The sequence below is a fragment of the Stackebrandtia soli genome (assembly GCF_965137155.1).
Classification (GTDB): domain Bacteria; phylum Actinomycetota; class Actinomycetes; order Mycobacteriales; family Micromonosporaceae; genus Stackebrandtia; species Stackebrandtia soli.
In genome coordinates this window covers 20,284-42,443 of the sequence record NZ_CBCRZX010000037.1, presented here as the reverse complement: position 1 = coordinate 42,443, position 22,160 = coordinate 20,284, and the positions used below count along the sequence as shown (strand labels likewise).

The window sequence follows — 22,160 nt, the reverse complement described above, 5'->3', positions numbered from 1 at the left end:
ACCCGGAGACGCCGTACCGGGACGCTCGGCCGTCGCAATACCCCGATCCATCGCAGTACCCCGACCCTCAACCCCCGCACCACCCCTACCCGCCACAAGGAGACGATCGCCGTGCCTGACAACACTTTCGGTGCCCGGACCGCCGCGGCCCTCTCCCGTCGCGGCCCCCTCTGCGTCGGCATCGACCCCCACGCGCAGCTCCTGCGCTCCTGGGGCCTCGACGACAGCCTCGACGGCGCGCGCCAGTTCTGCGAGACGCTCGTCGCCGCCGTCGCCGGTCACGTGGCCTTCGTCAAGCCACAGTCGGCGTTCTTCGAACGCTTCGGATCGGGCGGCATCGCCTTGCTGGAGAACGTCATCGCCGAATCACGTCGTGCGGGGGCCCTCGTCCTCCTCGATGTCAAACGCGGCGACATAGGCTCGACGATGTCCGCGTACGCCCAGGCGTACCTCGACGCCGACTCGTCACTGGCGGTCGACGCCATCACCGCCAGCCCGTACCTCGGTTTCGGTTCCCTGCAACCACTCTTCGACACGGCGCAGGCCAACGACCGGGGCGTGTTCGTACTGGCGTTGACATCGAACTCCGAAGGCGGGCAGGTGCAGTTGGCACGTCGCAAGGACGGTAGGACTGTAGCTCAGTCCATCATCGACGAAGCAGCGGCACTCAACGCCGAAGCCGAGCCCCTCGGTGACATCGGCATCGTCATGGGCGCGACCGTTCCCGGGTGCAAGGAGTCGAATGCCTTGACGCTACGGCAATCCACCTACGGCATCACGCACAACGTCGTCCACAACGGTGAGACGGCTCACGACCTGTCGGAGCTCAACGGTCCGATCCTGGTGCCCGGCATGGGCGTCCAAGGCGGCCAGCCGAGCGATCTGCGACGCGTGCTCGGTGCGTCCGCGCAATGGGCGATCCCTTCGTACTCAAGGGAAATCGCTCGTCACGGCCCCACTGTCGCAAGTGTGCGCTCGGTCGCGGAACAGACCGCTAAGGACTGCGCGGACGCGATTGGGCGTTGAGTACGAATTCGGAGGACCGGCGTCACGGGGCCACCCCGCGTGCTGACGCCGAGGGTCATGTGGTTACGTTTCCCGCGCTGGATTAAAAAACCAGCGTGTGGGAGGGACCGGTGGTCATCGGGCCCTCTACATAGTCCATGAAAGACCAATCGCCTCACCCAAGGAGACCCTGTGCCGCTCCCGCAGCTTACGCCTGAGCAGCGCGCTGCCGCCCTCCAAAAGGCCGCAGCCGCCCGTAAGGCCCGTGCTGAGCTGAAAGAGAAGCTCAAGACCGGTGAGAAGTCGCTGGCCGACGTCCTCGCCGCTGCGTCGGAAGACGACATCGCCGGCAAGATGAAGGTGTCTGCCGTGCTCAAGGCCCTCCCGGGAATCGGTGACAAGCGCACCGTCCAGATCATGGAGAAGCTGAAGATCGCCGACAGCCGTCGTCTCCGGGGACTTGGCGAGCACCAGCGCCAGGCGCTTCTTGCCGAGTTCGCTGACGGCGACGCATAGTCGTCGGGTAGAAAAAACACGTGAGCTTTGACGACAATCGCCGCAAAGCGGCGCGCCTGACGGTTCTCTCCGGGCCGTCAGGCGTCGGCAAAGGCAGCGTGAAGGCGCTCATCCGAGAGCGATACCCCTGGGTGTGGTTCTCGGTGAGCNCCACCACGCGCTCGCCCCGGCCCGGCGAAATTCCCGGTTTTCACTACCACTACTACGATCGCGCGCATTTCGAGAAGCTCGCCGCCGACGGCCAGTTCCTCGAGTGGGCGCAGTACGCGAACAACTTCTACGGAACGCCCCGCGCCCCCGTCGAAGAACGGTTGGCTCGCGGCGAGAACGCCGTCATGGAAGCCGACGTGCAAGGCGCCCGTCAGGTGCGCAAGGCGATGCCCGAGGCGCAATTGGTGTTCTTGGCACCTCCCAGCTGGGAAGAGCTGGAGCGCCGCCTGAAGGGCCGCGGCACCGAGGACGCGGAGACGATCCGGCGTCGACTGGATCTGGCTCAGGACGAGTTGGCGTCAGAGTCTGAGTTTGACCGCACGATCGTCAACTACACAATCGAGCAGGCCACCGAGGAGCTGGTAAGCTTGCTCGGTTCGCCCAGCGAGTCCTCATCGACTTGCTCGGCCATTCATCATTAATCGCGATCCACGTATTGAGGCTGATTCCGCGTGTCTGGAACCGTTGCCGATCCGGTCGGTATCACCAAGCCGCCCATCGACGATCTGCTTGAGAAGTCGCAGTCGAAGTACCAGCTGGTGATCTACGGCGCCAAGCGCGCCCGCCAGATCAACGCCTACTACAGCCAGCTCGGTGAGGGCTTGCTCGAGTATGTCGGTCCGCTGGTCGAGACGACCCCGCAGGAGAAGTCGCTGTCGATCGCGCTGCGCGAGGTCGACCAGGGCCTGCTGATCACCGAACCGTTGGCGGAGGGCGCCGAGGACGTTGTCTGACCGTCCGAACGTCGTCCTCGGGGTCTCCGGCGGAATCGCCGCCTACAAGGCGTGTGAGGTTCTGCGCCTGTTGACCGAGTCGGGGCACGACGTGACGGTGGTGCCGACGGCGTCGGCGCTCGAATTCGTGGGGGAGGCGACCTGGGCGGCCTTGTCGGGCCGACCGGTCGCCACCGCCGTGTTCGAGGCCGTGCACGAGGTGCCGCACGTGTCGATCGGTCGTCGTGCCGATCTCGTCCTGGTCGTCCCCGCGACGGCGGACGTGATGGCGCGGGCGGTCGGGGGCCGTGCCGATGACCTGCTCACGGCGACGCTGTTGACGGCGACCTGTCCCGTCGTGTTCGTTCCGGCGATGCACACGGAGATGTGGGAGCATCCGGCCACTGTGGATAACGTGGCGACCTTGCGGCGGCGCGGTTCGACAGTGTTGGAACCGGCGTCGGGGCGGTTGACCGGCAAGGACACCGGCAAGGGGCGGTTGCCCGATCCTCGGCAGATCGCGGAGTACGCGTTCGCGGTGCTGGCGGGTCGATCGAATGCCCGAGACCTCGTCGGAACGCGCGTCGTCGTGACGGCGGGTGGGACCCGTGAACCGCTGGATCCGGTGCGTTTCATAGGGAATCGTTCGTCCGGCAAACAGGGTTACGCGTTGGCGTCGGCCGCGTTGGCACGGGGGGCCGCGGTGACCGTGGTCGCCGCGAACGTCGCGTTGCCGGACCTGGCCGGGGTCGACACCGTGCGCGTGGAGACGACGGCGGAACTGCGTGACGCCACACTCGCCGCGGCGGAGAGCGCGGACGTGATCGTGATGGCGGCGGCACCGTCGGATTTCCGACCGGCCGAGTACGCCGAGCGGAAGATCAAGAAGACGCCAGACGGCACGGTCGCGCCGTTGAAGTTGGAGCACAATCCGGACATCGCGGCCGAGCTGGGCGCGGCGAAGCGTCCAGGTCAGCTGCTGGTGACCTTCGCGGCCGAGACCCATGACGGCCTCGTTCACGCGCGGGACAAGCATTCCCGCAAGCGCGCCGACCTGTCGGTTCTGAACGAGGTCGGTGACGGCAAGGCGTTCGGGACCGACGACAACGCCGTGACGTTGCTGCGGTCGGACGGGTCGATTGTGGACGTGCCATCGGCGCGAAAGAGCGTTGTCGCCGACCGGGTGTGGGACGAGATCGCGTCGATGCGTGACGCCTGACCGCTTCGGCGGGCCGGACATGCTCAGTGGGCGGCGTTCCCGCCGGCCTTCTCCCAGATGGCGGCGCAGTGGTCCGCGTCGATGCGCATGCGCGTCAAGTCCGGGTCGTACAGGTCGAAGGGCGGGTTGAACGGCCAATCTCCGTCGAGTTCGGCGCTCAGGCCGTCGCCGTCGCCGTCGAGCACGACGCGTCGGGTGGCGTGGCCGTCGCCGTCGAGTTCCGGGTACATCGGCGGGTCGTCGTCCTCGACGAAGAGCATGTGGACCCGGTCGTGACCGACCAATGCGCCGAACTCCGATTGCCTTCGTTGTTCGGATCGTTTGTCGCGCAAGGATTTCAGCGGGCCGAGATCGTGTCGGCGAGGTCGATCGTCTCGAGGTCGGTGTCGGTTCGGCGTCGTGCGCTCGTGTCGGGTTAACTGACGACGAGGACCTCTGGCGATGGTCTTCATGATCTGTCCTCCCGACTCCGCGAGTACCCACCACCACAGGGCGCCGATCCCGTAGTCGTGGACGACGAGGTATCGGTGATGCTGGGGGCATGTGGTCATTGCGCCGCGTTCACCGTGGCGCGCCAATTGGTCGGACTGACGGCGGCGCCGGCCATTGTGAGGTTTCGAAGGGGTGAATGATGACGAGCAACTCGAGTCCGACGTCGTTGGTCTTGCGCGCGGATTGCGGGTCGTGCCGCGGCCTGTGCTGTGTCGTGCCCGCGTTCGCCGCGTCGGCGGATTTCGCGGTGGACAAGCCCGCGAGGAGACCCTGCGCGAATCTGCTGGCCGATTCACGGTGCGGGATCCATGATTCCCTGCGGGACAAGGGCTTCGTCGGTTGCACGGTATATGACTGCTTCGGCGCGGGACAGCGGGTCTCGGCGCTGTTCGACGGTCGTGACTGGCGTGATGGCGCGTCGACGGCGACACCGATGTTCGCCGCCTTTCCGGTAATGCGGGACCTGCACGAGCTGCTGTGGTACCTGTCGGCGGCGGCACGGTTCGACGACGTCGCGCCGCTGCGGTCGTCGATCGAGGCCGAGACGCGCCGGATCGAGGGTTTGGCCGCCCGCCCACCGTCCGAGCTCGTAAGGATCGATGTGGACGGTTGTCGGCGTGCCGCGAACGTGGTGCTGACGCAAGCCAGTGAGGCGGCCCGGTCGAGGTTTCGTCGTCGTCGGGATCATCGTGGCGCGGACCTGGTCGGCGCGCGGTTGTCCGGGGCCGACCTCCGTGGGGCGAGTCTGCGGGGGAGTCTGCTGCTCGGCGCGAACCTGTCCGGCGCCGACTTGCGGTCGGCGGACGTGATCGGCACGGATCTGCGTGGATCGGATCTGCGTGGCGCGGACCTGTCGGGGGCGTTGTTCCTGACGCAGGCGCAGTTGGATTCGGCTGTGGGGGACGGGCGGACCAGGATGTCGGCGCCCCTGCGGCGCCCCGGTCACTGGCCGGAGTGAGCGAACAGGGTCGTGACAGGCGTTCTGCCCGGTGTGGACCATTCGTCCGGCTTAGATCGGTTCGGGCTGTTTACTTTTTCGAGTCCCTTTCGTAACCTTACGTAAGACATTGATCAATGTCGTTGTATCGAATCGAAAGGATCTGACGTGACTTCTCCCGTCACTCGCTGGCGCGCGTTGGCTTCCGCGTCCGCGGTCGGCGTAGCGGCCGTCGCCGTCGCCGGTGTCGGCTGGGCGCAGCCCGCCGAAGATGCCCAGGCCCCGCCCGAGCCCGTCGTTTTCCAAGCCGGCGAGATCGTCAACGCCGGCACCTCGCTGTCGGCCGACGCGGCCGACACCCGTGTCGTGTCGTACCCCGGCGCGACCTACATCAAGGTGCACTTCGCATCGCTGGACCTGGCACCCGGCGATTACCTCACCGTCTCCTCGCCGGACGGCACCGAGGTGCACACCTACCACGGCGCGCCCGGGGACGGCCTGATCGACGGCGACTCCGGATACACCGTTCACGGCGACTCCGGCTTCGCGGCGATGTCGGTCTTCGGCGACACCGCCGAGGTCACCATCCACTCGTCCGGCGACGTGTCGACGTCGAACCTTGTCGTGGACAAGTACTGGCGCGGCTATGGCAAGGGCGAGTTCAACATCGTCAACGCCGACATCATGAGCGTGTGCGGGAACGACGCCCGCCGCGACACGGTGTGCTATCAGGACAGTCACCCCGCGGAGTACGAGTCCTCGCGCGCGGTGGCACGTCTGCTGTCGAACGGCTCCGGTCTCTGCACGACCTGGCGTGTCGGCAACACCAACCGGATGCTGACGAACAACCACTGCGTCAGCAGCCAGTCCGGCATCGCCGCGACCGAATCCCAGTTCGGCTACGAGTGCGCCACCTGCGGCGGCGACAACCCGTCCGAGGGGGTCAAGGTCGGCGGCGACACGCTGATCCAGACCAACAGCACCCACGACTTCACCCTGTTCTCGGTGCAGAACTTCGACAGCATCACCAGCTTCGGGACGTTGTACATCGCGAACCGGGAACCCGTCGCAGGTGAACGGATCTACATCCCCGGCCATGGCGACGCGATCGCCAAGCGCCTGTCCATATATGAGGAATCGGACGGCGGGGTCACCTGCAAGATCGATACCCCGCAGGACTCGAGCGTCACGACCGGATACATGTGCGACACGTCCGGCGGCAACTCCGGTTCCCCGGTCGTTCTCGGTGACAGCAACGAGGTGATCGCCCTGCACGCGCTCGGCGGTTGCGAGAACTCCGGTTACCGGATGAGTCTCATCTATCCCTTGATCGCGGGGGACATCGACAACTCGCGAGTGTGACGGACGGCATCCGCCCCGGTGGCCTCGGGTTATGCCCGGCGTCACTGGGGCGGCGTGCCGCGCGGTCGTTAGACTGGCACGACGGTATCGACGACCATGATCACACTAGGAGCACCGTGGCACGCCGCCTATTCACCTCGGAGTCCGTGACCGAGGGCCATCCCGACAAGATCGCCGACCAGATCAGCGACGGTGTCCTCGACGCCTTGCTGACGCAGGACCCGGCCAGTCGCGTCGCGGTGGAAACGCTCATCACCACCGGCCAGGTTCATGTTGCCGGTGAGGTGACGACTCGCGCGTACGCCGACATTCCGCAGATCGTTCGTGACACGATCCTCGGCATCGGATACGACTCGTCGAAGAAGGGCTTTGACGGGGCGTCGTGTGGTGTCAGCATTTCGATCGGTTCGCAGTCACCCGACATCGCGCAGGGCGTCGACAAGGCCATCGAGATGCGCCAGACCACGTCGGACCACGACGAGCTCGACCTCCAGGGCGCCGGCGACCAGGGCATGATGTTCGGTTTCGCGTGCCGTGAGACGCCGGAGCTGATGCCGTTGCCGATCGCGCTGTCGCACCGTATGTCCAAGCGACTGTCGCAGGTCCGCAAGGACGGGACCGTTCCGTACCTGCGTCCCGACGGGAAGACCCAGGTCACGATCGAATACGACGGTCTCAAGCCCGTCAAACTGCACACGGTCGTCGTGTCGAGCCAGCACGCGCCCGACATCTCCTTGGACTCGCTGATGACGCCCGACGTCATCGAACACGTCATCGCTCCCGAACTGGCCGCGCTTGACATCGACACCAGTGACTACCGCGTCCTCGTCAACCCGACGGGCCGCTTCGAGATCGGTGGCCCGATGGGCGACGCCGGTCTGACCGGCCGCAAGATCATCGTCGACACGTACGGTGGCTACGCCCGGCACGGCGGCGGTGCGTTCTCCGGAAAGGACCCGTCCAAGGTCGACCGTTCCGCCGCTTACGCCATGCGTTGGGTCGCCAAGAACATCGTCGCGGCGGGCCTCGCGGAGCGCTGCGAGACCCAGGTCGCCTACGCCATCGGCAAGGCGCACCCGGTCAGCATCCGGATCGAGACCTTCGGGACCGAGACCGTCGCGGTCGAGAAGATCGAGTCCGCCGTGGCGAAGGTGTTCGACCTGCGTCCGGCCGCGATCATCCGCGACCTGAACCTGCTGCGTCCGATCTACCGTCAGACCGCCGCGTACGGCCACTTCGGCCGTGAACTGCCCGACTTCACCTGGGAGCAGACCGATCGCGTCGACGCCCTCAAGTCGACTGTCTAAAGTAGCCTTAGGTCGCCGCCTTCCATGCGGAAGGCGGCGACCTTTTTGCGCCACCACCGCTGTATATCGAAACCGATGCATTGTTGGGTGGATGACACCCGGCCGATCCGACCCGCGCGCACCCGCCGATCCACCCGGGCGGCTGCCTAAGCTTGCAACTCGACACCACCGATTCGACCGAACGAGGAGACATGAGCGAGTACACCGTCTGGCACAACCCGTCCTGTTCCAAGAGCCGCGCCGCCCGCGACGAACTCGCCGAACTCGGCGCCGACGCCACCCTTCGCCTGTACCGCAAGGAACCACCGTCCGCTGACGAGATCACCGACGTCCTCGCCAAACTCGGCCTTGAACCGTGGGACATTACCCGGATGAACGAACCCGCCGCCGTCGAACTCGGCCTCGCCGACTGGACTCGCGACGCGTCTACCCGGGACACCTGGACCAAGGCGCTCGCCGACAACCCGACCATGATCCAGCGCCCCATCGTCATCAAGGGCGACCGCGCCGTCGTCGCACGCGAACCCGGCTGGCGAGTGCGTCTCGACGGGTGAGGAGCGCCATACGGGTCGCCACTTGACCCCGCCCCAAGGGCACGCCGCATGCTTGCGGCGTGGATGACAACGACGAACTCCTCCCCGGAGCCTTCGGCGACGCGACGCGACTCTCGGCCAAGGCGCTTCGCGTCTACGCCGACCAGGGCCTCCTCACACCCGCTCGGATCGACGCCCGCACCGGATACCGTCACTACCGGCACGACCAGATCCCGCGTGCCCGACTCATCGCCGACCTGAGAGCCCTCGATCTGCCTCTCGCCCGCGTCGCCGAACTCCTCGACACCGACGCCGCCACCCGCGCCACCCGCCTGCACGAGTGGCTTGACGCGGCACAAGCGCGACTGCACCGCCAACGCGCCGCCGTCAACGCCCTCGGACGGCGAGGCGCGGGCGACCCCGCGCTCGCCGACGCGATCCGCGTCCACCCGATCCCGCCGCGGCGCGTCCTCTACCGGCAGCTCCGCGTGCGGGTCGACCTCATGGACGACGCCATCGCCGAATCCGCCCGTCGTATACGGGCACACCTCGAGGCCGAGGGCATCCCCGACGACGGCCGCATCCTCGTCTTCTTCCACGGCATGGTCACCCTCGACAGCGACGGCCCCATCGAGATCGCGGTGACCGCGCCACGACCCGTCGAACCCGTCGACGACCTGCGCGTCCGCATCGTCCCCGCACACCGGGCCGCGCGGCTGTCCGTCGAGCCGCGACACCGCGACCACCCCGAGGTGCTCGCCTACTACGACGCCCTTGACGCCTGGCTGGAAGCCAGACCCGACGCGCGCCTCATCGACGCCGTCTACGAGACCCACCCCGGTGGCACTCGGCTCGACATCAACTACCCGCTAAGCCCCGACCTCACCGCCTCACCCTGAAAGGGAAACCGTGAACTACATCGGCTCCGGGCCGTACTGCTACGCCAACTCCCTCGCCATGTCGATCGACGGGGCCTTCGACCCCCGCCTCCTCGAAGTCGCCACCGGCTCACCCTTCGGGGCGCAACTCCTCGGCGGACGCATGCCCATGTTCGACCCGTACGGATGGGACCCGGACCTCGGCCTCGCCCAAGCCATCGACGCGATCGGCTGGGCCTGCGACGTCACCACCGGAGGCACCGCCGAAACGGCCGAAGCCCGTCTCCGGGCCGCCAGTCCACGGGACCCCATCCTCGTCGGCCCCGTCGACATGGGGCTACTTCGCTACCAACCCGGCATGAGCGGCCCCATCGGGGCCGATCACTTCGTCGTCGTCCTCGGAGTCGACGCCGATCGCGTCGTCAGTCACGACCCCCACGGACACCCGTACGCGACCCTGCCCATCCACGACTTCCTCGCCGCCTGGTCCAGCGGAACCGTCGGGTACGGGGAACCGTTCACCGGCCGAACCGCCTTCCGTCGAGTCCGTGACGTCAGTCCCGACCAGGCACTGCGGACCCTCCTACCGGCATTCACCGAATGGTCGGCCGGCCGCACCGACCTCCCCGTTCCGCCGGGCACGCTCGGCAACCGCGACGCCGTGCTCGCCCTCGCCGACGCCGCGGACGACGGGCTCGACCCCGAAGTCAAGGGCACTCTCACCTACTTCTCCGCACGGGTCGGCGCTCGTCGTGCCGCCGATGGCGCGTGGGCGCTGCGGGAACTTGGCCTGCCGGAGGCCGCCGACGTCCTCACCCAGCGGGCGCGGCTGCTCGGCGGATTGCAGTACGACCTCGTGCACGACATCCCGATCTCCCCGGCGCTTCGCCGACTCGCGGAGACCTACCCACCGTTGACCGAGCTCCTTCGCGCCGCGCCGGTCGGCCGGTGAGAAGTGGGCCCGGCCGACGGCTCGGTCGGGCCCTAATGCGGATGTTCGATCGTTTCCTGCCGCGTGAACTCCAGGCGGCGCCTCTCGATGCTGTGGGTACCCCGCAGCGTTCAAGTACGCCGGAGGCGACGAACGCCGGCTTTGCGTCATGCCGGCGTGTACGTCTGATGCGGTTCCAACGGGGGTGAATTCCCCTCACGCGACCTGGACGTTCGTTTCAGGAGGGAGGATCGGCGACCGGACGCGACCACGACAGTGGCCCCATCGACGGCTCACGTCGGTGGGGTTACGTGCGGTATTCGGTTGTGGGGCTATAGAACAGTGATGGCGTCGGCGGGTGCGACGAGGTGGTATCGGCCCAGTTGGATGCCGTCGGTGATGACGATGGTCGCGGTGATTGTGGCGGTGTCGAGGTCGGGGTGCGGGCCGGTGCGGCGTTGAACCGGAGTGAGGTGCCGGATGCGTCGCGGTAGGAGTCGTTGAACAGGATCCGGAAGGTGGCGTGCGAGCGGCCGGTTTTGGTCGTGCGCATCTCGAGCGTGGCGGCGAGGCGGCCTTCGACGATGTGGACGTACTGCATGGGATTCTCCTGATGTGTGGGGCACTCGGAGCCGGTGTGGCGGGTGGTGCCGCGTTGACGCGGACACACAGACCCGGCGGTACGCGCGGGGACGTCAAGGTGGGCGGCGGAAGTTTTCGATGAGGACATCCGAAGGAAGCGCAGCGGTGTCCGTCGAAAAGTTTCGACAGTCCACCTTGCGAGCGAAGCGGCGCCCGTGGAGCCGTCGGGTATGCATGTGGATGTGCAACGAGCACCCACCGGACACCGGAACCGTCCACCCGTTCAGGAGCCGACGCCATGGGGCTGCGGCGTTATCGAGGCCGGCCGTGGACCGAACAATGAACCGCGGTGTTACGCCTGGAAGGACCGCAGCGGCCCACGAGAACCACGATGGAAGGACCCCCATGACCACGCATCTCCCTGAGACCGACAGGCTCCTCGGGACATCGTCCACGCTGGTGGCCGCGCCGATGGCGGGAGGGCCGACGACCGTCGCGCTCGCCACCGCAGTCGCCGAAGCGGGCGCGTTTCCCTTCCTCGCCGGCGGCTACAAGAGCGTCGAGGCGCTCGCCGCGGAGATCGAAGAGCTCCGCAGGACCGGTCACCCCTTCGGCGTGAACCTCTTCGTCCCCGATCGCACGGCCGTCGTGGACGCCGAGGCGTTTGCCGCGTACGCGGCAGCGCTCAAGGACGACGCCGACCGGTACGGGCTCGTCCTGTCCGCCGAGCCGGTCGCCGACGACGACCACTACGCGGACAAGCTCGCACTGCTGATCGAGCACCCGGTCCCTGTCGTCTCCCTCACGTTCGCCCGCCCCGATCCGGAGGACGTCCAAGCGCTGCAGCGGGTCGGGACCCGGGTGATCGCCACGGTCACGAGCCCCGACGAGGCGCGGCTCGCCGCGACGGCGGGCGTCGACGGGCTCGTGGTCCAGGGCCCCGGCGCAGGCGGGCACTCGGCCACCTACGACCCGGCCCGCACCATCGAGGACGGCGACACAGCGGACCTCGTCCGGGCGGTGCGCGAGGCCACGGGCCTGCCAATCATTGCCACCGGCGGCGTCGACGGGCCCGACGCCGTCAGGCGGCTCCTGGACGCCGGGGCCGAAGCGGTCGCGGTGGGCACCCTGCTGCTGCGCTCGGACGAGGCGGGCACCTCCGCCACCCATCGTCGGGCCCTCGCCGATGAGGCGTTCACCGAGACGGTCCTCACCAGAGCGTTCACCGGCCGCCCCGCCCGCGCGCTGCGGTCTGCGTTCATTGACCGGCACGAGCACGAAGCCGTGGGCGCGTACCCGGCGGTGCACCACCTCACCCGCGCCCTGCGCCAGGCCGCGGGCAGCGCCGGCGACGCCCACGTGCTGCACCTGTGGGCCGGCACCGGGTGGCGCAGCGCTCCCACAGGCCCCGCCGCCGACATCATCGCCTGGCTCGCCCCGACGGAGAGCTGAGCCGTGCCGCCGATGGTGCGGGCAGGGCGGGTTCAGTCGGCGGTGACGCCGACGTCGCTCTCATCCGGCCGAAAAACCTGCCCGCCGAGAAGCCCAGCGACGCCGCCCGGTCCGGGCAGGCCCAGCAGATCACACTGCCGCCTATCTACAGTGGAAGCCATCGATGGTTGGTCGGAAGAGGTGTCGGAACGTGAATCTCGATAGGGATGTCCACCGCGACGAAGCTGCCGCGTTCGGACCGGCGTCGTGCGTCGAGGGCGCGATCCTGCCGTATGAGGGCCGCGCCCAGGTACGGCGCTCTGACGGGCCGTGGACGGAAGCGCTCGCGCGGGACGAAGACGGATGGCTCGCTCCCGCGAACCCGGTCCTCGTGCGCGGGCAGGCGAGGATCCTGCCGCTCGCGTGGCGCGGCGACCCGAGCAACGGCCGTGCTACCGGCGTCGAGCCAGAGGAGATCGCCGAGTTCGCGGCCCAGATGGAGGGATCCGGCTACTACTGGGCGCGCAGCGCGCGCACGCTCGACGAGCTCAGCGGGCACCAGGGAGGCAGCATCGCGTCGTACCTGCACGCTCTCCGGGCGGCCGGCACGACGAAGGCCACGTTCTGGACGATCTCCTGGACGATCGGCATCGCATTGGTCTGGGCCGGCGACGAGAACGAGGGGACCATGTCATTGGCGCTTCACGTCGTCCCTGCGAGCTGGGTGTCCGAGACCGTCACCGCGAAGGCTGTGCGAGGGATCGATGTGGGCTGGTCATGGGCGGACGTCATCGAACTGTATGAGCGCCGAGTGGGTCCGAGACAGGACGCCGGCCCCGGGCCGCGGACGAACACCGACGGAGAACGCGATGGACATCGATGAGCTCATGCGCGTCGTGCATACCGAGAGCCTTGACCCCCGGTGACGTCCCACCTCTATGGATTCCCCCGGTCCGCATCCCACGGATTGCTGCCCGGCCGCGTTTCACTCGATCGGCCTGACGCTAGTCACCGGGGCTGGTCTAGGGGACGGAGACCGTCGGCCACGGGTCATCGACGGGGACGTGATTGTCAGGTTCGGATCGGGTGGTCTTGCGGCGGGCTATCGCCACGGATGTTGCGGTGACGCGGAGGTTCGCGTATTCGTTGTTGTCGCCGCTGCGGTCCAGGCGCAACGCCTTACCGACGACCACGACCGCATCTCCTTTATGGAGCTCTTCGGCGGCGTTCTCGTCGAGGTCACGCCGCCGCTGCAGCAAGTGTTGTTCAAGGTCTTCGTCGCTGTAGGTGGCAGGTCGCATTCGCTGATGCTACCCAGCCATAGGACATTTCACTGCTGCCAGAGGAAGGCCGCCTTAACGCAGTCCACACAGTGAAAAATGTACGCAAGGCCTCCTCCGCCGAAGTTGCCGCTGGTGTCGTCCTCGTAGCCCTCTTCCAACTGCGCGGTTAGGGTCATCGCCGTACCGCAGCCGGGGCAGCTGGGGGTCTGGTCGGCCTGGATCCAGGCCGGTTTGCCACCCAGTTGCCCGAGTACGGTGCGTTCCCGGCCGGTACCCTCCCATGCTGAAAGCGCCTCGAAGTACTCATCGACGTCGATGGCCTCGGGTCGCAGTCTCGACACGGCTCCCAACTGGGTCATCCCTTCGTTGGGAACGGTTGCCGGTGCCAGATTCCGGTCGGTGAACAGGTATGCCTGGTTGCCTCCCTTGAAGGCTTCCCATTCATCGCACAGGCCGGGGTCGTTCTGGCACATGAACACCGACACGACACCGGCCTCGATCGGCAGATGCGCGATGAACTGAAGCGCCCCTTCGCATTCGGCGCAGGTCGGCCATTGGAAGTCGGCCGGGGCAAGCGGCACTCCGCCGGTGCGCAACACATCCGATTCCGCGTCTACCGTTCCGTCGTAGAACATCAAGGTCACCATGGGCGCATGATATTCAATGAAGTCACTCCTAGTGGAATGCGGTCTTCAGGGCCGACCACGCGACGGCCGGTTCGGATTTCAGCTGCTCAACACCGACCACGAATCACAATGCATCGTACGGAACTGACAACCCCGCACCGCAGTAGGTTTCGGGCCTGAGGTGGATCAACAGGTTCCATAGTGTCCAGATATGGCTTCTCACGGAAAGTGCCATTCGGATCCCCGGAGCTAGCTTCGAACCCCCGGATTATGAATACGACGTAGCAGTCGATCGGCTGGGCGGCGCAGCGATCGAGCTTGCTGGCCCCGTACTGATTCTCCCATCGTCGCGGCGTTCCCACGCCCGGATATCGCGGATGCTCCGGTTGCGGCCCAACACGTGTACCTGAAAGACGTCAATGCCGCCATCGAGGCGCGTCGCTTTCCCTCACTCCTGTCCGACCACAACGACGCTTCGAGCTACGCGGCGCGAATCCTCGTCATCGACGCGACCGAGTCGAACGCGAGCAGGTTGCACGCGGCGCAAATAATACTGTGGACGGAGATTGTCATGTCCCACGCCGACGGGGTCGGCTGGACGGCGGAGGCACTCGAGGAATGGGCGGGTTGCTCTACGGCGGGAACCCGACTCACCACCGGCTCACTGATGTTCCGATCCCGCAAACACGGCTGCCATCTGGCGTCGACCGACACGCCCATCGACATCGCGACCGTCGCCGCATCGCTCCACTATCGAACGATGGCGTCCGGTTCGGTTCCATGAACATTGACGATCAAGGTCGGTTCGAGCATCACCGTCGTCACGACCCGTCCTAACGTCATTGTGGACCGAGATTGATGTCTCCGACCTTCGCCGCCTGAATGAAGGTGGCGGAGCCGGACACGTCTCCACTGTTGCAGTTGTTCGTCACCATCGACTCTCCGCCGAGCAACGGAGCGGCAGCCCGCGCCAACTCGGCCTTGAAATCCGGGTCGAACGCGGTGATCAAATCGAGAGCCTGGACGAGCCCCTCCTCGTTCTGCTCCGGATCCCGCTCCGCGGCCTCTAGGGCCTTGGCCGCTGTCTGCTCTTTCGCGAACCGGCGCTTCACCAACGCCACGACGTTCTGCACCGTCGACGGGCCGCCCTTGATCGCCGCCTCAGTGCTCTTCCCCGCTACGGCGCCCACCACGGACATCAGCGCGACGCCTCCCGGATTCGAGATTCCAGATCACGTTCGTCGTCACGTGGGCGGCCCCGAGCTCGGCGCAGCGCTCCACGAGCGCCTCGACCGTCAGCTCGCGGGCCTTTCGCCACCGCCGCACCGCATCGGCGACCACATCAGAGAACGTCGAAGCACCAGAATCTGTCATAACCACAGAACCTAACCGACCCATTGCGTCCATGACCAGCACGACCAATGATCGACGCACAAGATCAACCCATGTCTGTCATATTGACAGGAAGGACCGTGCCTCGATGACCCCCGAACCGAACACCCCCTGGACCGCCGACCGTATCCGCGCTCGGTCCCGTCACCGACATCGAAACCGCCGGCCAGATCCTCACCATCGGCCGCACCCTCGCCTACCGACTCGCCAAGACCAATGAGTTCCCGGTACCGATCCTGAGAATCGGAGCGCTCTACCGCGTCCCCACCGAAGCACTCATCGGGGTCCTCTACAGGACTACGAACCCGTGATGGCGATGTCGGAACTATCCATGCGGCCCACGATTCTTCAAACTCGAGTGTGCTCGGACTAGGGCGTGTCCTGTGAACCTTTGTGTATATGTCAGCCAGGCCATGCTGGCGGCGATGGTGAGGCTGGCCTGGTAGATCGCGGCGCGTTTGGCGTAGCGGGTGGCCAGGTCTCGCCATTATTCGAGCCGGTTGAAACACCGTTCCACGACGTGACGTTTGGAAGGCATGGAGGGCAAGGAAAACATCGTGAAGGGCGGCGACGTGGTGGAGTTCCGCTTCAACGTCTGAGCCGCGTCGCCGGGTACACCTGCACGATCGGGGAACGGATGCACGGCCAGATCGGCGAATCGGCCGCGCATCCGTTCCCAGGTCGTGCACCTTGGATTCCGAAGGGATCCGCTGCACGCATCGATCTGAGTGACACGAGCAGCGGATACGACACCGGTCGCCTCAGGCGACGGCGGTTCCTTCGAGCTCGATCATCTGGCCGGGGATGGCGAGGCGTGTGACACCGAGCATCGTGGTCGTCGGGGCGACTCCTGCTGCGCCCAGCTTCCCCGCGAGGACGCCATAGTGTTGGAACAGCGCGTCCACGTCGGTGGAGTAGACGTTGAGACGAACCAGGTTCGCCAGTGACATGCCCGCCTCGGCGAGCACGGCCTCGAGGTTCGCCACGGCCAGTGCGAGCTGGGCCGCGATGTCCCCATCGTGCTCCGGACGACCGTCCCTGCTCATCGCCGTCTGCCCCGAGATGTACAGGGTGCGCGTTTCGCCCGAGATGACCTCGCCCTGGTTGAAGCCCATCTCCTGCGACCATGACACAGGGTTGACTGCCGTGCGTTTCATTGCTGCTCCGATCGTTCATTCCGCAGCGCCCGACGGCCGGATGGCCGCCGTCCTCGACGCCTCACAAGCACCTTTGCAATGAATCACGACACCTTGTGTCGTGATTACTGATAAAGATGGATCCATGCGAGCAGACAGGTTGGTGTCGATGGTGCTGCTGCTGCGTCAGCGAGGCCGCATGACCGCGGAACAATTGGCGAACGAGCTCGAAGTGTCGACGCGCACCGTGCTGCGCGATATCGATGCGCTCTCGACGGCTGGCGTCCCTGTCTACTCCGACCGTGGTCGCTACGGCGGATTTTCACTCCTTCCCGGTTTCCGCACGGAATTGACCGGGTTGAATCACGACGAAGCCCTCGCTCTGCTCACGGCGGGATCGGATCGGGGCCAGAAGGTCTTCGGCCTCAGCGCGCCCCTGGCTTCGGCGATGCGCAAGGTCGTCGACGCGCTGCCAGAAGGACACCGGGCGAGCTTGGAAGACGCCGCTAAACGCTTCCTCGTCGAGCCGGAGATCGACCTCCTCTCGCGACGCGTGGCAGCCGAGGAGTTGGCCGATGGGGTCATGAGCGAGGTGCGCAGCGCCGTGCTCACCGGACGCCGGCTCCGGTTCGACTACGTGCCACCAGGGAAGACACCGCTCCCGCGCACTGTCGATCCGATCGGGCTGGTCACCGTTCGCGGCCACACCTACCTTCTGGCGACCGAAGCCGGCGACGACCGGACCTACCGGCTGTCGCGGATGCTCAGCGCCGAAGCGCTCCCCGAGCCGGCGCAGCGCCCCGCGCATGTCGACCTCGACCGCATCTGGGCTGAGCGCAGCACCCGGTTCCTGTCCAAGGACCACCTCCCCGTGGTCGTCCGAGTCAAGTCGTCTCGCCGCGACGAACTGCTCGATGCCACGCGCGCCGTCCGCCTCGAGGAATCGGAGCAGGGCGATTGGATCCGTCTCGACGTGACGTTCGAGGACCTGCGGCATGCGGTCTGGGCCGTGCGGCAACTCGACACGGACGCCGAAGTCCTGGTGCCTGAAGCGCTACGGGTTGCACTGCGCGACCGGGCTTCCCTGCTCGTCAATCGGTATGACTCGATTCGGAGCCCAGACGTTCGCTAACCGCGGCGACGTGGTTGAGTTCCGCTTCAACGTGGCCCGGAGCTTCCTCGTCTGCTTGGCGACACGTTGGTGCGGGACCGGCATGGGATCGGCCTCGCCGCTGAGAGGGTCACGGCGGAACCGGATTCCCTGCGGAGGCAACCGATGAGCACTGAACGCGACGTCTGGCTCGTCGAGTTCACCCGCCGGTCTGTCGGATTCCAGCAGGCAGAAGCTGGTGGGGAGGTCGTTGGTGCCCTTGATTTTGCCGACCGCGACGAGGCGCTCGCGATCGCCGAGGAGTTCGTCGAGGGCGACTTCGCGGCTCTTCGCGCACGCTCCTTGAAGCCCGACGCCTGACAACCGCCACGCGACGCAACGCGATCACCGAAGGGGAACAGGCCGAGGCAGCTCTGACGGTTCGAGAGCCGGAGGTTGTCTGCACCTGAATGCGGTGAAACTCCGCTTCAACGTCTAAGGTCATTCGATCCAGCGCGGCAGCCAGAAGCGGGTCGACGTGTTCCGCCAGTTTGCTCACACGTGGAGCGGAATAGGCTTCGGTACGACTGACCTGGGAAACTACGAACGGTGGTAACAAGGTGGCAAGAGTACTGACGGTCGATATTCGGCTCGACGGAATTGAAATCGATGACCGCCTGTACGGTTACCCGATTCCGCTGGCTGAACTGGACGCATTGTTCGACGAGGAACCCGAGAAGTTTGACGGATCCGGTGGTGGACGGACCTCGGGTTTCTGGTCGTGGCGCGAATCGGGGGTGACGGTGAAGCACACCGACGGCATACACGCGCTTCAGGTGAAGTTCAGCGTCACTGGCCCCGCCCACCGGGTTCGGATCGAAGGGCGGCCTTTCGCCGATGAGTTCGGTCCGGCGGGTCCGACCTATCCGAATCGCGATTTCGGCAGCGGGTACGTCATGGCGCGGCGAACCGATCCCGGGCCTGATCAGCACGTGATGGAGGTCGGCGTCGAGCAGAAGGTCCGGCGGCAGAAGAAGAAGGCCACCCCGGCGAAGAAGAAGGCGAAGCCGATCCCGGTCGCCGACGCGGCCGAGTTCACCGACCTCAACTTCAAACTGCTCGTCCTGCAAGACCTCATGTACGACAAGGGCCTGATCAAACCCGCCTTCGACATTCACCAATTCATCGATGCATACAGCGAGCGTGACATCGATGTCGACGAAGAGGGGTACGCACCCATCCCAGAGGCCCTCGCGTACTTCGCCGAGCTTCCGGTGCCACGGGCCCTGTTGAGCGAGGTCGTGGAACTCGTACTAGACGGCGGCAACGACATCTACATGCAGATCGCACCGCGGTGGGGTGGCGAGGACGACTTCTTCGACATCACGGACTTCACCGACGTCGACCTGCTCCCGAACCTGCGATCAATGACGTTGACCGGCGTCGATGAAGAAACCCTGGAGTCCCTACGCGAGAAGGGTATCGACGCCCAGCTCCTGTGATGTATTTCGACTGCCAGCTTCTTAGGGACGCTCACGTCAGTCGCCGGCCGCGCTCAGACGCGGGAGGACCACGACAACAAAGCCGTGAAACCCACCCGCGAACCCGGACATTCACGTCCGGGGCACGTTGACATCAGATCCAGCGGGCACCGATCTCGTCGTGAAGCTGCTGGGTCTTTTGCACATTCAGGATTCCCTCAACAACCGTGACTTCGAGACCAACCTCCTTAGCGAGGGCGATGACTGCGTCGCGTTGTTCTGGATGATCATCGGCGTCCCCACCATCCCAGAGTTGGAGCCACCGGTCTGTGGGGTCGTCACTGCCGCAATCGGCCCAAATCCGGCAGATCAGATCAAGTTCGCCCTGGTTCATGGGGCGGTTCGGGGTCGCGTACACAGCGGGCTCCTCGGTAATCGGCTGTCTGGAATCGCAGAGTAGACGGAAGGTGTGACGGCCAGCAAGTGCCCTGCGATTCCCACGACCAGGCCCGATACGTTGAGCGCCTGAACAGTGGGTTTGGCTTGATCCTTGCCGACCCTCGAATTATTGCTTTGGGTGCGTGAGGTCCCGCTGAGCGGGTAGGAAGTCATAGAACCAGTACATGGGGAGAGAGGAGCGATCGTGAAAACCGTTGCGGATGTCATGACGGCTGATCCGGCGTGTTGCATGCCGTCGACGAGCGTTGTTGAGGCGGCGCAGATCATGCGCGACAAGAACATTGGCAATGTTCTGGTCGTTGAGGACTATCGTTTGGTCGGAATCGTCACCGACCGGGACATCGTCGTGCGGGGGATCGCACAGAACGGCACGATGGAGGGAATGAGTCTGGATCGGCTCATAACCGGCAGTCCTGTGCGAGTCAAGATGACCGACGATTCTGACTTGGCTGTCGCGTTGATGCGCGAGCACGGAGTGCGTCGTGTGCCGGTGTGCAATGACTTGGGACGACCGGTGGGAGTGGTGTCGTTGGGTGATCTTGCTGTCAACAGGGACCCGAATTCGGTGTTGGCGGACATCAGTAAGGAACCGCCGAACAACTGACATTCGCGAGCCTCATCCCGCGTGCAGTATCCGCGGACGGGGTTCGGCTTGCTGTGCATTGTGTCTGGTGCGAGCGCGTGAGGCGTGCCGGGCATTGCTCCGGGGGGAGAGGGGGGTTGAGGCGTGCCGAAGACGACACATAGTCCGACGTTGCGGCATCTGCGACGGTGGGGCGCGGTGTATCTGCTCGTCATCATGTTCGCGGGTTCGTGGTTCGGTCAGTTCATGTTTCAGCTGATCGAGTTCTCGAACGAGCAGCGGCAACTCGGCGTCGTCTTCAGTTGGTCGGAGTTTCTGCCGAGGTTCTTCGCGTCGACCTTCGAGAACTGGCAGAGCGAGTGGTTTCAGTTGATCTTCCAGGCGATCCTGCTGTTGGGTGCCAAGCATCTGCTGTTCAGGGTCGATGCGCAGGATCTTGAGCGTATCGAGCAGAAGATTGATCAGGTTCGCTCTAGCCTCGGTCAGTCCGAGGAACCACCGAGCGACATCGAAGACGCCAGCGACAAACGGCCGGGCCAAACCGGACGCTGAACTCACTGACCGCGGCCCTGCAAGTGCGGGTCGAGGCTTTGGTTACTGACGAAAGCGCTGTCGGCGGATCGCCACCGGATCAGTTCCGGGAACGGGTGGGTGCGTCACCGTCCGCGGTGTTGGTCGTTGGTTTTTGTATGAGCAGGGAATCCGCTGGCATCGGATTCTCTAACCGTCTCCCCGTTCTGGAGGCCGCCCATGGTGCTTCACGCGTCGACCCGCAGGGTGATCCTCAGCATCGCCAGCGATCTCGGCGACACCCGTGACAAGGATCAGCTGACGCCACTCGTCGTCGAGGCCCTCGCTGTCCTCAATACGCTCACTGAGAACGGCGAGATCACTCGCGATGATGGACTCCGCATCGTCATGGCGCTGTGCGGATATGACGACGACCCCAACCTCGTCAAAGACATTCTCAACTCGATCTGAACGACACTGCGAAGGTGTGCGTATGAGCAGCATCGTGGAGATCACGCTGGGCAACATGGTGCTATTGGGTGTCGATGAGGATGTGGTCGGCGCCTATCGAAGACGGGCTCGACGACTGTGGTGGCGGATCGTGCGGCTGCGCTCGATGAGATCGCGGCCAAGAGGGGACTGCCGACCGCACCTGAGGTTGACGAAGTTGTTCGGGTTGGTTCGGGGCGACAGTGGGTGACTGTCGAATGGTAGTCCCGGTTTGATGGCGTCGATACACTGTGCGGCAACCGAAACGCCACCGCTTTGGAGTTGCCCATGACCGCCGCCACCCCGGCCCCGCTCCCGCACGCACCTTTGTCCACTTCGGCAACTGCTTCAGTCGCGCAGCCGCCGCGTCGACCGGGTGTCGTCGTCACGGCGTTCGTCATCCTCATGTTCTTCACCGTCTTGGGGTTGCTCGATCTGGGGATCGGCGTCTCGATCGACCCGGACCCCGACCTCACCGTGGCGGAGTACGTAACGTCGAACATCACGAGTGGGATCTCGCTGGCGGTCCTGTTGGCGTCGGCCATCCCGTTCTGGCAGGGCCGCGAGATCGGTCAGATCGGTCTCGCCGTCGGAGGCGCCATGTTCCTCCTCCCGATGCTGGAGGTTCTCACCACGATCGTCGTGTCCGGCTTCGACGACGCCAGCGGTGACCCCGTCGCATCCGGAATCTCCCGCATCCTCCTCATCGTTGTCGCCCCTGCCGCCGCGCTTCTCATCACCGCGCTGGTACTACTCGCCCGCCGCAGCACGACCGAGTGGATCAATGCAGCCACAAACCACAGACACATGAACAGAAAAACCACCCCATCATGACCGGCATGGACACGACGAAACATGAAAGCTAGTGTGTGCAACTCGTAGGTGGTGTTCGCATCTTTCCGACGACGCTTCAGCGGCCGAGTGAGCTGTCGAACGCGAAGTCACATATGGAATGCTCGGCGGCCAACATCCTCGTCCGAGTTCCAACAGACACC

Annotated in this window: 30 protein-coding genes and 2 pseudogenes; 23 read left to right on the top strand and 9 right to left on the bottom strand. The window is 65.5% G+C overall.

Annotated elements, in window-relative coordinates; genetic code table 11:
• Nucleotides 1-111: 111 nt before the first annotated feature.
• From pyrF to coaBC, 6 genes and pseudogenes are all read left to right on the top strand, one after another.
• Complete coding sequence (pyrF, locus tag ACM9NP_RS18435) at nt 112-1,026, top strand: orotidine-5'-phosphate decarboxylase (protein WP_415647980.1); 915 nt, start codon at nt 112-114, stop codon at nt 1,024-1,026.
• A 171-nt stretch (nt 1,027-1,197) separates the two neighbouring features.
• Entirely contained in the window at nt 1,198-1,521 is a 324-nt protein-coding gene (gene mihF, locus ACM9NP_RS18430) for an integration host factor, actinobacterial type (RefSeq protein WP_415647977.1), read from the top strand.
• A gap of 20 nt (nt 1,522-1,541) precedes the next feature.
• Nucleotides 1,542-1,670 (top strand): annotated as a pseudogene (locus ACM9NP_RS18425) (guanylate kinase); the annotation flags it as partial.
• 1 nt (nt 1,671) lies between these two features.
• A partial coding sequence (gene gmk / locus ACM9NP_RS18420; RefSeq protein WP_415647976.1) for a guanylate kinase occupies nt 1,672-2,153 on the top strand: 482 nt, incomplete at its 5' end.
• A gap of 30 nt (nt 2,154-2,183) precedes the next feature.
• Nucleotides 2,184-2,465: a DNA-directed RNA polymerase subunit omega gene (gene rpoZ, locus ACM9NP_RS18415; protein ID WP_415647975.1), complete on the top strand. Its 282-nt coding sequence runs from the start codon at nt 2,184-2,186 to the stop codon at nt 2,463-2,465.
• On the top strand, nt 2,458-3,663 hold the full coding sequence (gene coaBC / locus ACM9NP_RS18410; RefSeq protein ID WP_415647974.1) for a bifunctional phosphopantothenoylcysteine decarboxylase/phosphopantothenate--cysteine ligase CoaBC: 1,206 nt from the start codon (nt 2,458-2,460) through the stop codon (nt 3,661-3,663). The genes rpoZ and coaBC overlap by 8 nt, the downstream gene beginning before the upstream one ends.
• A 23-nt stretch (nt 3,664-3,686) precedes the next feature.
• Here the strand turns inward: coaBC and ACM9NP_RS18405 are convergent, their stop codons facing one another.
• The gene (locus ACM9NP_RS18405; protein WP_415647973.1) at nt 3,687-3,995 is read right to left on the bottom strand and encodes a hypothetical protein; all 309 of its coding nucleotides are present in this window, start codon (nt 3,993-3,995) and stop codon (nt 3,687-3,689) included.
• Nucleotides 3,996-4,294: 299 nt separating this feature from the next.
• On the opposite strand from ACM9NP_RS18405, the gene ACM9NP_RS18400 reads away from it, so the two are divergent.
• The 6 genes from ACM9NP_RS18400 (at nt 4,295) to ACM9NP_RS18375 (ending at nt 10,124) form a co-directional block, all read left to right on the top strand.
• Nucleotides 4,295-5,113 carry a pentapeptide repeat-containing protein gene (locus tag ACM9NP_RS18400; RefSeq protein WP_415647972.1) on the top strand — a complete coding sequence of 273 codons (819 nt, stop codon included), beginning with the start codon at nt 4,295-4,297 and terminating at the stop codon, nt 5,111-5,113.
• A gap of 147 nt (nt 5,114-5,260) precedes the next feature.
• On the top strand, nt 5,261-6,454 hold the full coding sequence (locus tag ACM9NP_RS18395) for a trypsin-like serine peptidase (protein ID WP_415647971.1): 1,194 nt from the start codon (nt 5,261-5,263) through the stop codon (nt 6,452-6,454).
• A gap of 116 nt (nt 6,455-6,570) precedes the next feature.
• Complete coding sequence (gene metK / locus ACM9NP_RS18390) at nt 6,571-7,761, top strand: methionine adenosyltransferase (RefSeq protein ID WP_415647970.1); 1,191 nt, start codon at nt 6,571-6,573, stop codon at nt 7,759-7,761.
• Between the two features lie 191 nt (nt 7,762-7,952).
• Complete coding sequence (locus ACM9NP_RS18385) at nt 7,953-8,315, top strand: ArsC/Spx/MgsR family protein (RefSeq protein WP_415647969.1); 363 nt, start codon at nt 7,953-7,955, stop codon at nt 8,313-8,315.
• 59 nt (nt 8,316-8,374) lie between these two features.
• A complete protein-coding gene (locus tag ACM9NP_RS18380) occupies nt 8,375-9,193 on the top strand; it encodes a MerR family transcriptional regulator (protein WP_415647968.1) in 819 nt (272 codons plus the stop codon).
• Nucleotides 9,194-9,251: 58 nt separating this feature from the next.
• A complete protein-coding gene (locus ACM9NP_RS18375; RefSeq protein ID WP_415647979.1) occupies nt 9,252-10,124 on the top strand; it encodes a hypothetical protein in 873 nt (290 codons plus the stop codon).
• A 286-nt stretch (nt 10,125-10,410) separates the two neighbouring features.
• Here ACM9NP_RS18375 and ACM9NP_RS18370 read toward each other — a convergent pair whose 3' ends face one another.
• Nucleotides 10,411-10,704, bottom strand: a complete 294-nt coding sequence (locus ACM9NP_RS18370; protein WP_415647967.1) for a single-stranded DNA-binding protein — start codon at nt 10,702-10,704, stop codon at nt 10,411-10,413.
• A 386-nt stretch (nt 10,705-11,090) separates the two neighbouring features.
• Between ACM9NP_RS18370 and ACM9NP_RS18365 the strand changes: the two genes are divergently transcribed.
• Together ACM9NP_RS18365 and ACM9NP_RS18360 are read left to right on the top strand one after the other, a co-directional pair.
• Complete coding sequence (locus ACM9NP_RS18365) at nt 11,091-12,137, top strand: NAD(P)H-dependent flavin oxidoreductase (protein ID WP_415647966.1); 1,047 nt, start codon at nt 11,091-11,093, stop codon at nt 12,135-12,137.
• Between the two features lie 190 nt (nt 12,138-12,327).
• Entirely contained in the window at nt 12,328-12,999 is a 672-nt protein-coding gene (locus ACM9NP_RS18360; RefSeq protein ID WP_415647965.1) for a hypothetical protein, read from the top strand.
• Between the two features lie 139 nt (nt 13,000-13,138).
• Here ACM9NP_RS18360 and ACM9NP_RS18355 read toward each other — a convergent pair whose 3' ends face one another.
• The gene (locus tag ACM9NP_RS18355) at nt 13,139-13,417 is read right to left on the bottom strand and encodes a hypothetical protein (RefSeq protein ID WP_415647964.1); all 279 of its coding nucleotides are present in this window, start codon (nt 13,415-13,417) and stop codon (nt 13,139-13,141) included.
• Between the two features lie 29 nt (nt 13,418-13,446).
• A complete protein-coding gene (locus ACM9NP_RS18350; RefSeq protein WP_415647963.1) occupies nt 13,447-14,046 on the bottom strand; it encodes a hypothetical protein in 600 nt (199 codons plus the stop codon).
• Between the two features lie 379 nt (nt 14,047-14,425).
• Between ACM9NP_RS18350 and ACM9NP_RS18345 the strand changes: the two genes are divergently transcribed.
• A complete protein-coding gene (locus ACM9NP_RS18345; RefSeq protein WP_415647962.1) occupies nt 14,426-14,809 on the top strand; it encodes a hypothetical protein in 384 nt (127 codons plus the stop codon).
• A 55-nt stretch (nt 14,810-14,864) separates the two neighbouring features.
• Here the strand turns inward: ACM9NP_RS18345 and ACM9NP_RS18340 are convergent, their stop codons facing one another.
• The 4 genes and pseudogenes from ACM9NP_RS18340 to ACM9NP_RS18325 form a co-directional block, all read right to left on the bottom strand.
• Nucleotides 14,865-15,224, bottom strand: a complete 360-nt coding sequence (locus ACM9NP_RS18340; RefSeq protein ID WP_415647961.1) for a hypothetical protein — start codon at nt 15,222-15,224, stop codon at nt 14,865-14,867.
• Complete coding sequence (locus ACM9NP_RS18335) at nt 15,187-15,399, bottom strand: hypothetical protein (RefSeq protein WP_415647960.1); 213 nt, start codon at nt 15,397-15,399, stop codon at nt 15,187-15,189. The genes ACM9NP_RS18340 and ACM9NP_RS18335 overlap by 38 nt, the downstream gene beginning before the upstream one ends.
• Before the next feature lie 421 nt (nt 15,400-15,820).
• Nucleotides 15,821-15,946: pseudogene (locus tag ACM9NP_RS18330) on the bottom strand (IS5/IS1182 family transposase); the annotation flags it as partial.
• A 232-nt stretch (nt 15,947-16,178) separates the two neighbouring features.
• Nucleotides 16,179-16,574 (bottom strand): RidA family protein, encoded by a 396-nt coding sequence (locus tag ACM9NP_RS18325; protein ID WP_415647959.1) that lies wholly within the window; start codon nt 16,572-16,574, stop codon nt 16,179-16,181.
• A 124-nt stretch (nt 16,575-16,698) separates the two neighbouring features.
• Between ACM9NP_RS18325 and ACM9NP_RS18320 the strand changes: the two genes are divergently transcribed.
• The 3 genes from ACM9NP_RS18320 (at nt 16,699) to ACM9NP_RS18310 (ending at nt 19,145) form a co-directional block, all read left to right on the top strand.
• Nucleotides 16,699-17,685: a helix-turn-helix transcriptional regulator gene (locus ACM9NP_RS18320; RefSeq protein ID WP_415647958.1), complete on the top strand. Its 987-nt coding sequence runs from the start codon at nt 16,699-16,701 to the stop codon at nt 17,683-17,685.
• A 144-nt stretch (nt 17,686-17,829) separates the two neighbouring features.
• Nucleotides 17,830-18,024: a hypothetical protein gene (locus ACM9NP_RS18315; RefSeq protein WP_415647957.1), complete on the top strand. Its 195-nt coding sequence runs from the start codon at nt 17,830-17,832 to the stop codon at nt 18,022-18,024.
• Nucleotides 18,025-18,263: 239 nt separating this feature from the next.
• Nucleotides 18,264-19,145: a DUF6892 domain-containing protein gene (locus ACM9NP_RS18310; RefSeq protein ID WP_415647956.1), complete on the top strand. Its 882-nt coding sequence runs from the start codon at nt 18,264-18,266 to the stop codon at nt 19,143-19,145.
• Between the two features lie 133 nt (nt 19,146-19,278).
• On the opposite strand, the gene ACM9NP_RS18305 is transcribed toward ACM9NP_RS18310, so the two are convergent.
• Nucleotides 19,279-19,542 (bottom strand): hypothetical protein, encoded by a 264-nt coding sequence (locus ACM9NP_RS18305; protein WP_415647955.1) that lies wholly within the window; start codon nt 19,540-19,542, stop codon nt 19,279-19,281.
• A 225-nt stretch (nt 19,543-19,767) separates the two neighbouring features.
• On the opposite strand from ACM9NP_RS18305, the gene ACM9NP_RS18300 reads away from it, so the two are divergent.
• From ACM9NP_RS18300 to ACM9NP_RS18280, 5 genes are all read left to right on the top strand, one after another.
• Nucleotides 19,768-20,187, top strand: coding sequence for a CBS domain-containing protein (locus ACM9NP_RS18300; RefSeq protein ID WP_415647954.1), 420 nt, complete (start codon nt 19,768-19,770; stop codon nt 20,185-20,187).
• Nucleotides 20,188-20,364: 177 nt separating this feature from the next.
• Nucleotides 20,365-20,718 carry a hypothetical protein gene (locus ACM9NP_RS18295; protein ID WP_415647953.1) on the top strand — a complete coding sequence of 118 codons (354 nt, stop codon included), beginning with the start codon at nt 20,365-20,367 and terminating at the stop codon, nt 20,716-20,718.
• Between the two features lie 198 nt (nt 20,719-20,916).
• The gene (locus ACM9NP_RS18290) at nt 20,917-21,147 is read left to right on the top strand and encodes a hypothetical protein (RefSeq protein ID WP_415647952.1); all 231 of its coding nucleotides are present in this window, start codon (nt 20,917-20,919) and stop codon (nt 21,145-21,147) included.
• Between the two features lie 22 nt (nt 21,148-21,169).
• Nucleotides 21,170-21,376 (top strand): hypothetical protein, encoded by a 207-nt coding sequence (locus ACM9NP_RS18285; RefSeq protein WP_415647951.1) that lies wholly within the window; start codon nt 21,170-21,172, stop codon nt 21,374-21,376.
• A 77-nt stretch (nt 21,377-21,453) separates the two neighbouring features.
• Nucleotides 21,454-21,999 carry a hypothetical protein gene (locus ACM9NP_RS18280; protein WP_415647950.1) on the top strand — a complete coding sequence of 182 codons (546 nt, stop codon included), beginning with the start codon at nt 21,454-21,456 and terminating at the stop codon, nt 21,997-21,999.
• Nucleotides 22,000-22,160 lie beyond the last annotated feature (161 nt).

Excerpts from the sequence above, each read along its gene's own strand:
- ACM9NP_RS18325 (WP_415647959.1), bottom strand. The coding sequence starts at position 16,574 with ATGAAACGCACGGCAGTCAACCCTGTGTCATGGTCGCAGGAGATGGGC.
- ACM9NP_RS18350 (WP_415647963.1), bottom strand. The coding sequence starts at position 14,046 with ATGGTGACCTTGATGTTCTACGACGGAACGGTAGACGCGGAATCGGAT.
- ACM9NP_RS18285 (WP_415647951.1), top strand. The coding sequence starts at position 21,170 with ATGAGCAGCATCGTGGAGATCACGCTGGGCAACATGGTGCTATTGGGT.
- ACM9NP_RS18375 (WP_415647979.1), top strand. The coding sequence starts at position 9,252 with ATGTCGATCGACGGGGCCTTCGACCCCCGCCTCCTCGAAGTCGCCACC.
- ACM9NP_RS18335 (WP_415647960.1), bottom strand. The coding sequence starts at position 15,399 with ATGACAGATTCTGGTGCTTCGACGTTCTCTGATGTGGTCGCCGATGCG.
- ACM9NP_RS18400 (WP_415647972.1), top strand. The coding sequence starts at position 4,295 with ATGACGAGCAACTCGAGTCCGACGTCGTTGGTCTTGCGCGCGGATTGC.
- ACM9NP_RS18365 (WP_415647966.1), top strand. The coding sequence starts at position 11,091 with ATGACCACGCATCTCCCTGAGACCGACAGGCTCCTCGGGACATCGTCC.
- ACM9NP_RS18385 (WP_415647969.1), top strand. The coding sequence starts at position 7,953 with ATGAGCGAGTACACCGTCTGGCACAACCCGTCCTGTTCCAAGAGCCGC.
- ACM9NP_RS18320 (WP_415647958.1), top strand. The coding sequence starts at position 16,699 with ATGCGAGCAGACAGGTTGGTGTCGATGGTGCTGCTGCTGCGTCAGCGA.
- ACM9NP_RS18355 (WP_415647964.1), bottom strand. The coding sequence starts at position 13,417 with ATGCGACCTGCCACCTACAGCGACGAAGACCTTGAACAACACTTGCTG.
- ACM9NP_RS18340 (WP_415647961.1), bottom strand. The coding sequence starts at position 15,224 with ATGTCCGTGGTGGGCGCCGTAGCGGGGAAGAGCACTGAGGCGGCGATC.
- ACM9NP_RS18280 (WP_415647950.1), top strand. The coding sequence starts at position 21,454 with ATGACCGCCGCCACCCCGGCCCCGCTCCCGCACGCACCTTTGTCCACT.
- ACM9NP_RS18370 (WP_415647967.1), bottom strand. The coding sequence starts at position 10,704 with ATGCAGTACGTCCACATCGTCGAAGGCCGCCTCGCCGCCACGCTCGAG.
- ACM9NP_RS18315 (WP_415647957.1), top strand. The coding sequence starts at position 17,830 with ATGAGCACTGAACGCGACGTCTGGCTCGTCGAGTTCACCCGCCGGTCT.
- ACM9NP_RS18290 (WP_415647952.1), top strand. The coding sequence starts at position 20,917 with ATGGTGCTTCACGCGTCGACCCGCAGGGTGATCCTCAGCATCGCCAGC.